The 15,306-nt window shown below is 70.7% G+C and carries 15 protein-coding genes; 5 read left to right on the top strand and 10 right to left on the bottom strand.

All coding sequences use genetic code 11. From position 1 onward, the window contains the following. Positions 1-53 precede the first annotated feature (53 nt). The 5 genes from rlmKL to CEK66_RS07145 all read right to left on the bottom strand — a co-directional run bounded on the left by rlmKL (position 54) and on the right by CEK66_RS07145 (position 5,959). Complete coding sequence (rlmKL, locus tag CEK66_RS07165; protein WP_152236403.1) at positions 54-2,228, bottom strand: bifunctional 23S rRNA (guanine(2069)-N(7))-methyltransferase RlmK/23S rRNA (guanine(2445)-N(2))-methyltransferase RlmL; 2,175 nt, start codon at positions 2,226-2,228, stop codon at positions 54-56. A 412-nt stretch (positions 2,229-2,640) separates the two neighbouring features. Next, entirely contained in the window at positions 2,641-4,254 is a 1,614-nt protein-coding gene (locus CEK66_RS07160; protein ID WP_043092415.1) for an ABC-F family ATP-binding cassette domain-containing protein, read from the bottom strand. A gap of 171 nt (positions 4,255-4,425) precedes the next feature. Then, entirely contained in the window at positions 4,426-4,929 is a 504-nt protein-coding gene (locus tag CEK66_RS07155; protein ID WP_193312595.1) for an N-acetyltransferase, read from the bottom strand. 14 nt (positions 4,930-4,943) lie between these two features. Further along, complete coding sequence (locus CEK66_RS07150; RefSeq protein ID WP_152236401.1) at positions 4,944-5,471, bottom strand: alpha/beta fold hydrolase; 528 nt, start codon at positions 5,469-5,471, stop codon at positions 4,944-4,946. Further along, positions 5,468-5,959: an MOSC domain-containing protein gene (locus CEK66_RS07145; protein WP_017913757.1), complete on the bottom strand. Its 492-nt coding sequence runs from the start codon at positions 5,957-5,959 to the stop codon at positions 5,468-5,470. The genes CEK66_RS07150 and CEK66_RS07145 overlap by 4 nt, the downstream gene beginning before the upstream one ends. 22 nt (positions 5,960-5,981) lie before the next feature. Between CEK66_RS07145 and CEK66_RS07140 the strand changes: the two genes are divergently transcribed. Further along, positions 5,982-6,557 (top strand): N-acetylmuramoyl-L-alanine amidase, encoded by a 576-nt coding sequence (locus tag CEK66_RS07140; RefSeq protein ID WP_152181776.1) that lies wholly within the window; start codon positions 5,982-5,984, stop codon positions 6,555-6,557. Positions 6,558-6,723: 166 nt separating this feature from the next. On the opposite strand, the gene CEK66_RS07135 is transcribed toward CEK66_RS07140, so the two are convergent. The 4 genes from CEK66_RS07135 to CEK66_RS07120 form a co-directional block, all read right to left on the bottom strand. Continuing rightward, complete coding sequence (locus CEK66_RS07135; RefSeq protein WP_193312594.1) at positions 6,724-7,659, bottom strand: DUF1684 domain-containing protein; 936 nt, start codon at positions 7,657-7,659, stop codon at positions 6,724-6,726. Between the two features lie 57 nt (positions 7,660-7,716). Beyond that, a complete protein-coding gene (locus CEK66_RS07130) occupies positions 7,717-8,598 on the bottom strand; it encodes a sulfurtransferase (RefSeq protein ID WP_152236400.1) in 882 nt (293 codons plus the stop codon). Further along, entirely contained in the window at positions 8,595-9,395 is an 801-nt protein-coding gene (locus tag CEK66_RS07125) for a DUF1289 domain-containing protein (protein WP_017913753.1), read from the bottom strand. Before CEK66_RS07125 ends, CEK66_RS07130 begins: the two co-directional genes overlap by 4 nt. A gap of 113 nt (positions 9,396-9,508) precedes the next feature. Further along, on the bottom strand, positions 9,509-10,210 hold the full coding sequence (locus CEK66_RS07120) for an FKBP-type peptidyl-prolyl cis-trans isomerase (protein ID WP_017908716.1): 702 nt from the start codon (positions 10,208-10,210) through the stop codon (positions 9,509-9,511). 160 nt (positions 10,211-10,370) lie between these two features. On the opposite strand from CEK66_RS07120, the gene CEK66_RS07115 reads away from it, so the two are divergent. From CEK66_RS07115 to nth, 3 genes are read left to right on the top strand one after another with little or no spacing between them, the layout of a single operon-like run. Continuing rightward, positions 10,371-11,153 (top strand): enoyl-CoA hydratase-related protein, encoded by a 783-nt coding sequence (locus tag CEK66_RS07115; RefSeq protein WP_043091231.1) that lies wholly within the window; start codon positions 10,371-10,373, stop codon positions 11,151-11,153. A gap of 11 nt (positions 11,154-11,164) precedes the next feature. Further along, the gene (locus tag CEK66_RS07110; RefSeq protein WP_152236399.1) at positions 11,165-11,557 is read left to right on the top strand and encodes a hypothetical protein; all 393 of its coding nucleotides are present in this window, start codon (positions 11,165-11,167) and stop codon (positions 11,555-11,557) included. After that, positions 11,554-12,243 carry an endonuclease III gene (gene nth, locus CEK66_RS07105; protein ID WP_017910157.1) on the top strand — a complete coding sequence of 230 codons (690 nt, stop codon included), beginning with the start codon at positions 11,554-11,556 and terminating at the stop codon, positions 12,241-12,243. The genes CEK66_RS07110 and nth overlap by 4 nt, the downstream gene beginning before the upstream one ends. 287 nt (positions 12,244-12,530) lie before the next feature. Here the strand turns inward: nth and CEK66_RS07100 are convergent, their stop codons facing one another. Beyond that, positions 12,531-13,781: a porin gene (locus CEK66_RS07100; RefSeq protein WP_152236398.1), complete on the bottom strand. Its 1,251-nt coding sequence runs from the start codon at positions 13,779-13,781 to the stop codon at positions 12,531-12,533. A 258-nt stretch (positions 13,782-14,039) separates the two neighbouring features. Here CEK66_RS07100 and pstS point away from each other — a divergent pair, with 258 nt between their 5' ends. Further along, positions 14,040-15,053: a phosphate ABC transporter substrate-binding protein PstS gene (pstS, locus tag CEK66_RS07095; protein WP_017910159.1), complete on the top strand. Its 1,014-nt coding sequence runs from the start codon at positions 14,040-14,042 to the stop codon at positions 15,051-15,053. Positions 15,054-15,306 lie beyond the last annotated feature (253 nt).

Raw genomic sequence — 15,306 nt, 5'->3', positions numbered from 1 at the left:
CGCCCATCGCGGCTGAAGCCGCTCCTGCAGAAAGACACACGAGGCACCGCTTCTCAGCGCCGCTGCAGACGCCAGGCGCGGTGGATGCGCGGGTTGCGCTCGAAATCGACGTCGATGGTCTGCGCGCTGATCTCCTCGCACACCGCGAATTCGGCCAGCGCGCTCTCGTCCAGCTTGAAGCGGCGGAAGTTGTTGGAGAAGTACAGCACGCCCTCGGGCATCAGCCGCGCCACCGCCGCGCGCAACAGCCGCACGTGCTCGCGCTGGATGTCGAAATCCTCGGCACGCGCGGAATTGGAGAAGGTCGGCGGGTCGCAGAAGATCACGTCGTAGCGGTTCTTCTCCGCCTCCAGCCAGCTCAGCGCGTCGGCCTGCACCAGCCGGTGCTGGGCGCCGCCCTTGCCGTTGAAGGCCAGGTTGTCGGCGCACCACTGCAGGTAGGTGCCGGACAGGTCGACGCTGGTGGTGGAATCGGCGCCGGCCACCGCCGCCTGCACGCTGGCCACGCCGGTGTAGCAGAACAGGTTGAGGAAACGCTTGCCGCGCGCCTGCTGCGCCATCACCCCGCGCAGCGGGCGGTGGTCGAGGAACAGCCCGGTATCCAGGTAGTCGAACAGGTTCACCCGCAGCAGCGCGTCGTGCTCGCGCACCACCAGGAACTCGCCGCGCTGCTCGAAACGGCCGTACTTGCTGCCGCCCTTGCCGCGTTCGCGGGTCTTCAGCGCCACCTGCTCGGCCGGCACCGCGAACACCTCGCGCGCGGCCGCCAGCAGTTCGTTGCGGCGGCGGCGCACGTCCACGTCGGGAATGCTGTCCGGCGCCGCGTACTCCTGCACGTGCAGGAAGGTGCGCGCCTGGCCGCCGTCCTCCTGGTACACGTCGATCGCCGCCGCGTACTCGGGCAGATCGGCATCGTAGGCCCGGTAGCAGCCGATCCGCGCGCGCGCGCGCCAGGTCTTGAACTTGCGCAGGTTCTTGCGCAGGCGGTTGGCGACCATCTGCGCACCGTCGCTGAGCGCACGCGGCTCCTCCGCGGCGCCGGCCCGCGGCGCGACCGCGATCGGGTCGCAGACGATCAACGGGCACTCCAGCGCGCCGTTGAACATCTGGTACTTCTTGGCCGCGCGCAGGCCGGTGGCGTAGGCCAGTTCGTCGCTGCCGCACAGCAGGCTGGCGCGCCACTGCGGCACCGCGCGCTTGAGCGCATCGCCCAGGCGCCGGTACAGCGCCGCGTCGGCGGCCAGGCGCTCGTCGTAGGGGGGATTGCACACCACCGTGCCCAACGCCTGCGCCGGCGCGGGCAACGCCGCGACGTCGTGCGCGGCGAAGGCGATCGCCTCGACCACGCCGGCCGCCAGCGCGTTCTCGCGCGCTGCGCGCAGCGCATGCGGGTCGATGTCGCTGCCGTACAGCACCGGCCGCAACGCGGCGCGACCGACCTGGGCGCGCTGCCGCGCCTCGGCCAGCAGCGAACGCCAGGACGCCACGTCGAACCCCAGCCAGCGACTCGGCGCGGCATCGGCATCGTTGTCGCCGCGCTGCTGCGCCGCCAGTTCGCCGCGCAGCAGGCCCGGCGCGACATCGGCGGCCATCAGCGCGCCTTCGATCAGCAGCGTGCCGCTGCCGCACATCGGATCCAGCAGCCCACCGCCCTGCGCATACAGCGCCGGCCACTGCCCGCGCAGCAGCACCGCCGTGGCCAGGTTCTCCTTCAGCGGCGCCTCGTTCTGCGCCTGGCGCCAGCCGCGCCGGTGCAGCGAGCCGCCGCCCAGGTCCACCGACAGCGTCGCGCGCCCCTTGCGCAGCGACAGGTTCAGGCGCAGGTCCGGGTGCTCCACGTCCACCGACGGTCGCTCCAGGCCCTCGCCGCGCAGCGTGTCCACCACCGCATCCTTGACCCGCTGGGCGGCGAAGCGCGCATGGGTGATGCCGGTGCCGGACACATGCGCATCCACCGCCAGGGTGTGTTGCGGCGCCAGATGGCTGCGCCACGGCAGCGCGGCCACGCCGGCGTACAGTGCCGCCTCGTCGGGGCAGTCGAAGGACTGCAACGGCCACAGCACCCGGCTGGCCAGGCGCGACCACAGCACCGCGCGCTGCGCGTCCTGCAGGCTGCCTTCGGCATTGACCCCGGCGACGGTGGCGGTGGCCTGCGCCGCGCCGAGCGCGAGCAGTTCATCGACGAGCAGGTATTCCAGGCCCTTGGCGCAGGAGACGAAGAATTTCACGGAAGGCGGACCAGGACGGACGGGAGGGAGGCACGGCGGACGCCGCGCGCGTGGCGCATCGCAGCGCCGGATCCGGCGTTACCGCGGCCGCGGCCGCGGATCGAGGGATGGGCACGCGCACGCACCGCACCGGAACGGCGCGCAGAATACCACAGGGTCCGTGCGCCCCTGCCTGCTGCGCGGTGCCCTGGCGCAGGGTGCGCCGCGGCCGTCACTGGCCTCGTGTGACGGGCACAGCGACGTCGCCCGCCGGCGTTCGCTTCGCGACCACCCCGCGCCGTGGCAGATGAAGCTGGCGCTGCAGACGCGCCCTCCTGCCGCCTTGGTGCGCGACGCATCGCGCAATGCGAGGCCACGAATCCGGCGCCGGGCATGCCCGGCGGCAGACCCCGTCGACGGCAGCGCAGGCCACTCACCACGGCGTCAGCCGCCACGCTTCGGCATCCGCCTGCAAGCGCTGCTGCAGGCGCAGCGTGTCCAGGAACTCCGCATCGTGCGAGACCACCAGCAGCGCGCCGGGGTACTGCAGCAGCACCGCGCGCAAGGCGTCGCGGGCTTCGCGGTCCAGGTGGTTGTCCGGCTCGTCCAGCAACAGCAGTTCGGCCGGCGGCGTGCGGTAGAAGGCGCAGGCCAGCGCAGTCTTCAGCCGCTCGCCGCCGCTGAGCTGGCCGCAGGGCACGCCGATGCGCTGCGCGTCCAGGCCGAGCAAGGCCAGCCGCGTGCGCAGGTCGGCGAGTGCGATGCCGGGCGCTGCGGCCTGCACCTGCGCCAGCGCGGTGGCGTCCGGGTCCAGCGACACCAGCGACTGGTCCAGATAGGCGCTGGCGGCGCGTACCCGGCAGGTGCCGGACAGCGCCGCCACCTGCCCGGCCAGCAGCCGCAACAGGGTCGACTTGCCGCTGCCGTTGGCCCCGACCACGCCGATGCGTGCGCCGCCCTGCACCACCAGGTCCAGCGGCTGCCGCGTCGCCGGCGCGAACGGCAGCCGCAGCGCGTGCAGTTCGACCAGGCGCCGGGTGGCCGCATCGGCCGGCGGCGGCGCGAACAGCGCCACCGGTGCGTCGGGCTGTACCTGACGCGCGGCCTCGGCGATGCGCTCCAGGCTGCGCGCCTGCGTGACCTGATGATCGCGCACCCGCTTGCCGGCACTGTCCTGGCTGCGTTGCTTCTGCCGGCCGAGCAGGATCGGCGCCTGGTTGGCCGTGCCGGCCTGCTGCCGCCCGCGCGCACTGCGCCGCTGCTGTCGATCGTGCTGCGCCTGCCACGCAGCGTTGTCGCGCGCGTGCTGCAGCTTGTGCTGCGCCAGTTCGGCCTGCGCGGCCTCGCGCTCGCGCGCCCGGCGCTGCAGGTAGAACGCGTAGTCGCCGCCGTAGTCGCGCAGCCCGCCTGGCGACAGTTCCAGCGTGCGCTGCATGTCCTGCAGCAGCAGCGCATCGTGGCTGATCACCAGCAGGCCGCCCGGCCAGCGCTGCAGCGCCTCGCGCAGGCGCTGCCGCTGCGCCGCGTCCAGGTGCAGGGTCGGCTCGTCCAGGATCAGCGCATCGGCCTCGGCCAGCCAGGCGCCGATCAGCGCCACCCGCATCGCCTCGCCGCCGCTGAGCGTGGCCGCCAGGCGGTGCGGCTCCAGCGCGCCGAGATCGTGCGCGTGCAGCTGTGCCTGCAGGCGCTGGGCGATGTCCCAGCGCTCGCCCAGCGCGTCGAAATCCGCCACGTCGGCGCTGCCGGCCTCGATCCGCGCCAGCGCCCGCAACGCCGCGCCCACCCCGGCCAGATCGGCGACCGTGGCGTGCGGTGCCGGCGCGATCTGCTGCGGCACGTAATGCAGGCGGCCGTGGCGCACGCAGCGTCCGGCGCTGGGCGTCAGCTCGCCGGCGAGCAGGCGCGCGAACACGCTCTTGCCGACGCCATTGCGGCCGACCAGGCCGGTGCGGCGCGCATCGAGCGCGAAGTGCAGATCGGAGAACAGAATCCTGCCGTCGGGCAGAACATGGGTCGCGCTGTCCAGCGCAAGCAGCGGATGCGTCATGGGAACCTCCATGGATGCCGGTCGTGCCCGCCGATCGCTCGGCAGGTGGGACGAGGGCCGTCGCGAAGACGGCGGCATCAATGGCGCATCGGCGTGGATCCTCGATCGGAGTGGACGCGGGACGATGCTAACGCAACGCGGCCGCGACGGGCCACGGCGCGGCGCGCTGGCTCAGGCCGCGGACAGGAACGCCGGGTGGTAGGCCACCTCGGCCATCGGCGGCAGGCGCTCGCCGAAGGCCAACGCCTGGAAGGCCTCGACCGGCGCGCCCGGCAGCGTCAGCCCGGGTTCCGGATGGAAGCCGAAGCGCGCGTAGTAGGCCGGGTCGCCCAGCACCACGCAGCCGGCCGCACCCAGCGCCTGCAACTGCGCCAGCGCCTCGCGCACCAGCCGCGTGCCCAGGCCCTGGCGCTGGTGGCCCGGCCCCACCGACAGCGGTCCCAGCCCGTACCAGCCGCGGCTGCCGTCGGACAGGCTCACTGGCGACACCGCGACGTGGCCGACGATGTAGCCCTCGTGCTCGATCACCAGCGACAGGGTCAGCGCGCCGTCCGCGCGCAGCCGTTCGATGATGTCCTGCTCGTCGTGGCGGCTGTGCGCGACGCGGAAGAAGGCGACCAGGGTCAGCGCCTCGATCGCCGCCGCGTCGGCCGGCCGCTCGGCGCGCAACAGCATGTCGTCGGCTGCGCTCACAGGCGCTCCAGCAGCTCGGCGAAGGCCTGCGCCGAGGTCGCCACGTGCTCGCCCAGGCGGTGCGTGTCGTCGACCAGCAGCAGCCGCGCGGCACGCGCCTGCGCCCAGGCGATCACTTCACTGGCGGGAATCAGTTCGTCGCGCCAGGCATGCACCACCGAGGTCGGCACCGGTGCCGCATCCAGCGCCGGCATGTGCCCCATCCGCGTCGGCGGCACCATCAGGAACAGGCCGCGCACCGGCACGTGCAGCGACACCTGCGCGGCGATGTAGGCGCCGAGGCTGGAACCGGCCAGCACCAGCGGCCCGCGCTGCGCCGCCGCCTGCGCCTGTTCCAGCAGGCGCTGCAGGCGGGTCGGCACGTCGCCGAGCGGGCTGATGTCGCGGCGCGCGTCCAGGTCGGTGTAGTCCGGGCGCGAATGGCTCCAGCCCAGGCGCTCCGCCACCTCGGCCAATGCGGTCACCTTGATCGCGTCCGGCCCGCTCTCGAAGCCGTGCGAGAGGATGCAGTGGCCGCGGCTCACAGCGCCACCACCGCATCGCCCAGCCGCAGCGTGCCGCCCTGCACGATGCGTGCGCACAGGCCGCCGTGGCCACGCATGGCGTTGTAGCCGCCGGGCCCCAACGCCTGCTCCATGCGCGAGCACGGGTCGCACGGCGCGATGCCTTCCAGCTCGACCTCGCCGATGCGGAAACGGCGCCCCTTCAGCGCGATCAGCGGAATGCCCGACACCACCACGTTGCGCCGCAGGGTCGCCGGCGCCACCGCCGCATGGCCGGCCAGCGCGGCGATCGCCGGCAGGTGTTCGGCCTGGATCAGGGTCACGCCGCGCTTGCCGTTGCGGCCGGCGTAGCGGTCGCCGTGCAGGCCGCCCTCGGTCTGCGCCTCAGCGGCGTCGACCTCGTGCATCGGCACGTCGCGCGCCGGGCGCAGGCCGATCCATTCCACGCGTCCGGCGCGCGGCAGTGTGGCCAGCAGGGTCGCCAGCGGGCTTTCGGAATTCAGAGTCATCGGCGAATGCTAGCATCCGCGCATGTCGCCTACCCCGCCGTTGCCGATCCACGATGCGCCCCTGCCTTACGTCGGCCTGCTGCAGGAGCGCGCGCCGGACAGCATCACGCTGGCGGTGATCCACTGCACCGAGTTGCCGGACCTGGCCAGCGCGCGCCTGTACGGCGAGCGTGTGCTGTATCCGTCGGGCACCGGCAACAGCGGCCATTTCTACATCGACCGCGACGGCAGCGTGCATCGCTACGTGCCCGCGGAGCGCATCGCGCATCACGTGCGCGGCTACAACCGGCAATCGCTGGGCATCGAACTGGTCAACCGCGGACGCTATCCGCTGTGGCTGGATTCGCGCCACCAGGCGATGTGCGAGGACTACCCGCCGGCGCAAGTGCAGGCGCTGATCCGGCTGCTGCAGCAGTTGCGCGCGGAACTGCCGCAGCTGCGCCACATCGCCGGACACGAGGCGCTGGACCGCAGCCTGGAACCGGCCAGCGACGATCCGACGCGGCAGGTGCAGCGCAAGCTGGATCCGGGCCCGCGCTTTCCCTGGCCGCAGGTGCTGGAGGCGGTGACGCTGGCGCCGTATGCGCCGCCTGTGTGACCGCCTTGGAGGCGATGGATTGGAACGGCTGATTCGGGCCGCGATGGAGTATCAGACAGGGTCGCATTCGCACGCTCCCGTAGCAGCGGTTTCAGCCGCGCCCCGGCTTCACCGGGAACGGCCCGGTCGCGGCTGAAGCCGCTCCTGCGCGATTTTCCACGCGCGCTCAGTGCACGCCGACGTAGTTCTTCTCGCCGGCGGTCACCGCCACGTCCAGGCGATTGCCGACCGGCGCCAGCGGGCACACCACGTGCGGGGTGAACGCGCATGGCGGGTTCTGCGCCAGGTTGAAATCCAGCACGATGCGGTCGCCCTGCGGCGCCGGCACGAACAGATAACGGGCGCCGCCATAGCTCTCGCGGCCGCTGGTGCGGTCGGAGAACGGCAGGAACAGGCGCTGGCTGGCGCCGTCGCGCAGGATCTGCAGCTTGTAGCGCCGCCCCCGCAGCACGAACTCAGCGCTGCCGACCAGGGCCAGCGGCTGCGGCGTGCCGATCGAGGTCAGCAGCACCATCGCCCGCGGCGCCGGTACCGGATACCAGTCGGCCACCACCCGCCACTGCGGATCGATCGGGAAGTAGTCGATGCCGCGGAAGCGCGCGCGCGCCGGCGCCTGCGGATCGCGGAAGCGCCAGCCGAACAGGTTGCCGGTGCGCACCACGTAGAACTCCTGCGCCCCCAGCGCAAGGCGGGTCTGGGTGTCGTGCGCCGCGTCGGTCTCCAGGCGGCCACCGGCGAACGGCTGGCCGTTCACCTGCACCGCCGCGTCCGCCGCGGGCTGGAACTGCACGCCCTCCTGCGGATCCACCTGCAGCATGCCCAGATGCGCCGGGCCGGCCGGCAACTGCACATCGTTGTCGGGTGCGCTGCCGACCCGGTGCAGGCCACTGTGCAGACGCCCGGAGCCGGTGAAACTCAACCAGCCCGACGGCGCGCGCAATGTCGCCAGGCGCTGCGCACGATTGCGCTCCACCGCCTCGCGATAATGCGTGGCAGATTGCGCGCGTGGCGAGGCGTCGGCGCCATCGGCCGACGCGCGGCGGTCGCCGCAGGCGGCCAGGCCCAGCAGCATCGCCAGCCCGCAGGCCTCACGCCAGCGCATGGTGCCGCCCCTGTCGCGTGCCATCGTGCATGCGTTCCGTGTGGACCGGCGCCGGCCCTAGCCGATGGCGCGCGGCCGTGCCGGATCGGCGATCCAGCCGCTCCAGGAGCCGGCATACACGCGCGCACCGTGCAGGCCGGCATGCTCCAGCGCCAGCAGCAGATGGCAGGCGGTGACGCCCGATCCGCACATCAACACCACCTCGCGCGGATCGCGTCCCTGCAGCAGCGGCTGCAGTTCCGCGCGCAGTTCCTGCGCCGGGCGCAGGCGGCCGTCGCGCAGGTTCTGCGCCAGCGGCCGGTTGAGCGCGCCGGGCACGTGCCCGGGCAACGGGTCGATCGGCTCCACCTCGCCACGGAAGCGTTCGCCGGGGCGCGCATCCAGCAACCAGCCCGGCGCCTCGTGCAGGCGTGCGGCGACCTCCTCGGCGGAGACGATGCGCGCCGCATCGAAGACCTGCGGATACGGCGGCAATGGCGACGGCGCGGTGGCCGCGTCGGTTTCCGGCAGGCCGAGCCGGCGCCATTCGGCCAGGCCGCCGTCGAGCACGGCGACACGGCGATGGCCGAGCAGGCCCAGCATCCACCACAACCGCGCCGCGGCCATGCTGCCATCGCCGGCGTCGTACACCACCACCTGATGCTGCGGGCCGATGCCCCACTGTCCCAGGGTGCGCGCGAACGCCGCGTCGTCCGGCAACGGATGCCGGCCCAGGCCGGGACGGCCGAGATCGGACAGATCCGCGTTCAGATCGGCGTAGACCGCGCCGGGCAGGTGCGATTGCGCATAGGCCGCGCGCGCGGCCGCCGCCGCGGCGGGATCGAGCAGCGCCGCCGGCACGAACCGCGCATCGACCAGGCGCAGCGCGGGATCGTCGAGCGCGGCGGCCAGCGTCGGTGCCTCGACCAGGGTGTGCCATGCGGGGGACGTTGCGGTCATGCGGCTTGCTCCAGTCGGCGGCGCAGGTTGAGCAGGATCGCCGCGGTCGCGCCCCAGATCCGCTGGCCGGGCCAGCCGTACTCCAGCACGACGCGCGGGCGTCCACGGTAATCGGTCTCGATGCTGCGCAGGTTGTCCGGCGCCATCAGGTAGGCCAAGGGCACTTCGAACACCTCCGCCACCTCGCCCGGATGCGGCTGCGGCACGAAGCGCGGATCGATCGCCGCGACCACCGGCATCACCCGGAAGCCGCTGATGGTGACGAACGGATCCAGGTAGCCCAATGGCTCGGCCTGCGACGCCGCCAGTGCGATCTCCTCCTCGCTCTCGCGCAGCGCAGCGGCCACCGCATCGGCGTCGCTGGCCTCGATGCGGCCACCGGGAAAACTGACCTGGCCGCCGTGGTGACGCAGGCTGTCGGTGCGCCGGGTCAACAGCACATGGGTGCCGTCGGCGCGCGGCACCAGGCCGGCCAGCACCGCCGCTTCCACCGGCGCGCCGTCCGGCAGCAGATCCTGCAGTTCGTGGTGGTTCCAGCCCGGCCCCGCCGGCGGCTGCTGCAGCGGGTGCAGTGCGCGCAGCAGGTGCGCGCGTTCGGCCAGGCGCTGCCCCGGCGACGGCGACCAGCCGCGGCCCGGCAGCACCTCGTCCATGTAGCGGCGGCGTTCGGCGTCGCTCATGCCGCGCCAGCGTGCGATCTCGTCGCCGCTGCGCAGGCAGCCGGCGCAATAGCCCTGCGCATCGAGACGGCAGAGACCGATGCAGGGCGTGAGCAGGGCATGCGGAACGGGATCCATCGGATTCGACACCTTGCCAGCCTAGCGCGATTCGTCGGCGCCGTCGTTGCCTGCCCAAAAAAATTGCGCCGGCATCGCTGCCGGCGCAATCGTCGTGCACTGAACCAGCGTGCTTACTTGACGCTGACCAGCTTGATCTCGAACTGCACCGCCACGTTCGGCGGGAACGGCGTACGCGGGTCGGCACCGTAGGCCTTGTCCGGCGGCAGGGTCACTTCCCACTTGGAGCCGGCCGGCATCTGCAGCAGCGTGTCGCGCATGGCCTGCATCTCGACTTCGCTGACCTTGATCGCCGGGATCTGCTGCGCCGGACGCGCCTGCGCCGGACGCTGGCCGAACGGGTACGGACCGGCCACTTCCAGCTGCACGGTGCTGGCCTGGGTCGGCTTGGCACCCTTGCCGGCCTCGATCACGCGGTACTGCACGCCGCTGGGCAGCACCTGCACGCCAGGCTTGGCCTTGTTCTGGGCCATGAACTGGTCGCTCTTGGTCTTGTTCTCGGCAGCGGCCTTCTCGTAGTCGGCCTTGGCCTGCTGGGCGCGGGCCTGCTCGCGCTTCTGGAACGCTTCCACCGCCGGCTTCAGCTGGTCGGCGCTGACCGCCGGCTGCTTCTTGGCGTAGGCGTCCTGCAAGCCCTTCACCACCGCATTGATATCGAGCTGCTCGCCGCGGCCGGTGAGTTCGGCAAGGTTGTTGCCGTAGTCGTAGCCGAAGTAATAGCTCAGCTTGCCCTTCTCGGACGAGGTGTCCTGGGCGAACGCATTGCCGCTCAGGGCGAGGGCCGCGACAGCGACCGCAATAGAACGCAACTTCATCAAACAATTCTCCAGGGTGGTGGCACAGGGCGGCCCGTGCCGCCTGAGATGACGCGTTAGGATAGCCGCCGCGGCGCGTAACCGCTACCGACGACGCTGCTCTGACTGGTGCGGCCCGCCCAGAGTTCCCATTACCTTTTTTTAACAATCAGGAATGCACATGTCCGGCACGCCGGTCCTCGCCGATACCCAGGGTGCGATCCGCATCCTCACCGTGAATCGAGCCGACAAGCTCAACGCCTTGAATCGCCAGGTTTTGCAGGCGCTGGATGCGGCCTTCGCCGCGGCCGCGGACGACCCGCAGATCCGCGTGGTGGTGCTGACCGGCGCCGGCGAGAAAGCCTTCGTGGCCGGCGCCGACATCGCCGAGATGAACGAACTGACACCGGTGCAGGGCCGCGATTTCTCGCAATTGGGCCAGCGCCTGATGCGCCGGATCGAGCGCATGCCCAAGCCGGTGCTGGCGATGGTCAACGGCTTCGCCCTCGGCGGCGGGCTGGAACTGGCGATGGCCTGCCACCTGCGCGTGGCCGCCGACGGTGCGCGCCTGGGCCAGCCGGAGATCAATCTCGGGCTGATTCCCGGCTTCGGCGGCACCCAGCGCCTGCTGCGGCTGGTCGGCCGCGCCGCGGCGCTGGAACTGTGCCTGCTCGGCGCGCCGATCGACGCGGCGCGCGCACTGCAATTGGGCCTGGTCAACCGCGTGGTCGCCGCCGGCGAACTGCAGGCGACCACGCTGAAATTGGCGCAGCAACTGGCCGATGCCGCACCGCTGGCGCTGCGCGGCATCCTCGACGCGATCCAGATCGGTGGCGAAAGCGCGATCGAACAGGGGCTGGAATACGAGACCGCGCAGTTCGGCCTGCTGTTCTCCAGCGAGGACATGCGCGAAGGCACCCGCGCCTTCCTGGAGCGGCGCCCGCCGCAGTTCCGCAACCGCTGAGCCCGCACACGATGTCGCACGCCCCCGCTCTCGCCACGCCGCTGCAGTTGCTGCGCTGGATCCTGGACGACGATCTGGATGCCGCGATCGACGGCGGCCTGATGGACTACCGCGGCACCGATCCGGAGGACGATCGCCTGGACCCGGCGCATCCGCAGTTGCGCGCGCAGGTGCTGGCCGCGCAGCAGCGCCTGCGCGATGCGTGGGACGCGCGTGCGCGCTACCGGGCGCGCAGCGCGCGCCTGGAGCGACATGCCAATGCGCGCCAGGCGCGACGTGCGGCAGCGACACCGATCGCCTCGACGTCGACCACGGCCACACCGAGCGCGCCGGCCCTGCCGGCGGCCGCTGCGGCGATCCTGGCCCGCGCCAAGGCCAAGGCCGCGCAGCGAGGCGGCCAATGAGCGCGACCGCGAGCACGGGCGCAAGCACGCCTGCACGGCGCGGGCGCCTGCTGAGCAAGGACGAGATCCATGAGCTGTTCTCGCGCCTGTCCGAACTCAACCCCAGCCCGACCACCGAGCTGGAATACGACAGCCCGTTCGAACTGCTGATCGCGGTGATCCTCTCGGCGCAGGCCACCGACGTCGGCGTCAACAAGGCCACGCGGCGCCTGTATCCGGTGGCGAACACGCCGGCCGCGATCCTGGCGCTGGGCGAGGACGGCCTGAAGCGCTACATCTCCACCATCGGCCTGTTCAACGCCAAGGCCAAGAACGTCATCGCCACCTGCCGCATCCTGGTCGAGCAGCACGGCGGCGAGGTGCCGCGCTCGCGCGCCGCGCTGGAAGCGCTGCCCGGGGTCGGCCGCAAGACCGCCAACGTGGTGCTCAACACCGCCTTCGGCGAACCGACCATGGCGGTGGACACGCACATCTTCCGCGTCGCCAACCGCACCGGGCTGGCCCCGGGCAAGGACGTGCGCGCAGTCGAAGATTCGCTGCTCAAGCGGGTGCCGGCGCAGTTCCTGTACGACGCGCACCACTGGCTGATCCTGCACGGCCGCTACGTGTGCAAGGCACGCAAGCCCGACTGTCCGCAGTGCGCGATCCGCGACCTGTGCCGGTACAAGGACAAGACGCCGGGTTGAGCGGCGTGCCGCGGCGCCGGCCGGTACAGCACCGGGGATGTCGGCTTGGGCAACTTGCGCGGCGCATGTCGTCCGCCGCTGCGCCCGTCGCGGTTGAAACCGCTTCTACAGTTCTCCACGAGAGGCCACCTGGCCGCTGTAGCAGCGACTATCGTCCACGGTCGTCGACGCGAACCGTGAAAGGCGCCCCGGCCCGCGCCCCATCGCGCGCCGCGGCGATCGCGCCGTAAAAAAGAAAGGCGGCGCAATGCGCCGCCTTTCGTTCCACGTGCGGGAATCTCCGCGAATCAGAACGACAGGTCGCCCCAGACGCCGAATTCCTTGGTTTCCACGTCGGTCTTCCTGCTGGCGTTGTCCTGGTGCGTGTACTTGTACACGGTGGCCAGCTTCAGGTTCTTCAGCACCGGGAACTCGACGCCGACGTTCCAGTACTTGTCGGCCAGGGTCGGGTCGATGGTCTTGCTCAGGTCGGTCTTGTCGTAGCGGGCGAAGGCGTTGATGCCGCCGTCGGTCAGCGCCACGCTGCCCCACACCGACCAGCCACTGGACTTGTCGGTGGCCGGGGTCAGCACGTTGTTGAGGTTCTTGGCCTGGAAGTACTCGCCGCCCAGACGGAAGTTGGAATCGGCGTAGGCGACCATCGCATCGGCGCGGGTGTAGTCGTGCTGCGCGTCGAGGATGTCGGTTTCCTTGCCCAGCTTGCCCGAGTAGGCGCCGACGGCGATGGCCAGGTTCTGCATCGGCATGTAGGCGACGCGGCCTTCCACGTCCATGCCCTTGCCGCGGGTCGGGTTCTTGTAGCCGGCACCGTTGACCACCGACATCGCGTAGTTGACCTGCGAGCCCAGGTCGCCGAAGGCGTGCAGGCCCCAGTCGGAGGAGTTGGCGTACTTCAGGCGGTCGGTCAGGGTGTTCTCGACGTAGCGGTAGCCGTAGAACTTCTCGACGAACGGCACCCACGGCATGTCGGCGGCACCGATGCGCAGGGCGAAGGCGTCGTCGAACTTGCCCTGCACGTAGGCCTTCTTGACGAACAGCTGAGTGTTGGACAGCGCCGAGCTGTACTGGAAGTCGGTGGTCAGGTTGGCCGACCAGATCTCGTTGAAGCTGTGGTCGACGGTCAGGTAGAAGCGCTTGACGTCCAGACCGGTGCCGCTGGCGGCGGTCTTGGCGCCGCCGCTGGTGCGGTCGATGTTGGTCAGGTCGAAGAACATGCGGCCGCCGATCTTGTTGTCGTTGACCAGCTTGGCGAGCTTGTCGACCTTGGCGGCGCTGGCCTGCGCCGTTTCGGTCGCCTGGGCCTGCACGACATTCACTTCCGACTGCGCGTCGGACTGCGCCTGCAGGGCTTCCGACTGCGCCTGCAGCTGCTGGACCTGGGTCTGCAGCGCTTCGATCTGGGCCTGCAGCTGCTGCAGCTGGGCAGCGCTGACGGCGGGCGGGTTGCTGCTGGCCTTGGCCTTCGCCGCGAACGCCTGCGGCGCCGACACGAGGCCGAGGCTGGCGAGGATCGCCGTGGCGAGAAGATGGGAACGCATTAGAATCTCTCCGATGGGTGGTGGCAGGGTGGTATGGGTGCGGTGCGGCCCCAGTGCGATGGCCCGACCATTTGTAAAGATTCCGTCAAAGACATGACGGTTTTGAGTCAGCTTCGTTTCGAAACGAAGGCACCCCCGTCCGGGAAGGCTGTCACCGGACTGACATCTGATTTTCTTCAGACGTTCATGAAAAAGTCTTGGAATGCAGCCGATGCCGGCCGGGGTGCCGGCATTCCACCTATTTCAGGAGTTCTCCCGATGCGTTCCCTCAAGCTCCGACTGCTGGCAGCCGCCGCGGTCGCTACGTTTTCGCTCGCGGCGCAAGCCACCGACGTCACTGGCGCAGGCTCCAGCTTCGTCTACCCGGTGCTGTCGAAGTGGTCGGCTGCCTATGCTGAGAAAAGCGGCAACCGCGTCAACTACCAGTCGATCGGTTCCGGCGGCGGCATCGCGCAGATCCAGGCGGCCACGGTCGATTTCGGCGCCTCCGACAAGCCGCTGAGCGGCGCGGATCTGGAAAAGTTCGGCCTGGGCCAGTTCCCGGTCGTGATCGGCGGCATCGTGCCGGTGTTCAACGTGGCGGGCGTGGCCCCGGGTGCGATGAAGCTCGACGGCACCGTGCTGGCCAACATCTTCCTCGGCAAGATCACCAAGTGGAACGACCCGGCGATCGCCGCGCTGAACCCGGGCCTGACCCTGCCCGACCTGAAGATCACCATCGTGCACCGCTCCGACGGTTCGGGCACCAGCTTCAACTTCACCAACTACCTGTCCAAGGTCAGCCCGGAGTGGAAGAGCAAGGTCGGCGAAGGCACCGCCGTGCAGTGGCCGGCCGGCATCGGCGGCAAGGGCAACGAAGGCGTGGCCGCCTACGTCAAGCAGATCCGCGGCGGCATCGGCTATGTCGAGTACGCCTACGCGCTGCAGAACAAGCTCAGCTACGCCGGCATGAAGAACGCCGCCGGCCGTTTCGTGATGCCGGACGACAAGACCTTCTCCGCTGCCGCCGCCACCGCGGACTGGAAGTCGGCCAAGGACTTCAACCTGATCATGACCAACGCGCCGGGCCAGGACGCGTGGCCGATCACCGCCACCACCTGGGCCATCATGTACAAGAAGGCCAAGAAGCCGGCGTCGTCGAAGGCCGCGCTGGACTTCTTCAAGTGGTCGTTCGAGCAGGGCCAGCCGCAGGCCAAGGCGCTGGACTACGTGCCGCTGCCGGAGCCGCTGGTCAAGCAGATCGAAGCCTACTGGGCGCAGAACATGAAGTAAGCCGGCGTCTCGCCCGTCCGGCGCTCGCGCGCCGGCACGGCGATGTCCCGAAGGCGCGGACCGCAGGGTCCGCGTCTTTTTTTGTCCCCGCTGGCGGAGCCGTGCGCAGGCCCAGCGGGGGCACGCCGCCCTGCCCTGCCACGGTTCCGGAAGGCGGCGCGAGCGCCGCATCCGGTGATGGCGTCCGCCAACCAGTCCGCAAGTCATCTCGCTGTAACAAAAATATCATTTCATAGCGAGCATCCGCCGGATG

This window comes from Xanthomonas sp. LMG 12460 (assembly GCF_009192895.1).
In the GTDB taxonomy this organism is placed as follows: domain Bacteria; phylum Pseudomonadota; class Gammaproteobacteria; order Xanthomonadales; family Xanthomonadaceae; genus Xanthomonas_A; species Xanthomonas_A sontii.
Note: the sequence above shows the minus strand (reverse complement) of the source record. Positions and strands in the feature narration are given on the sequence as shown.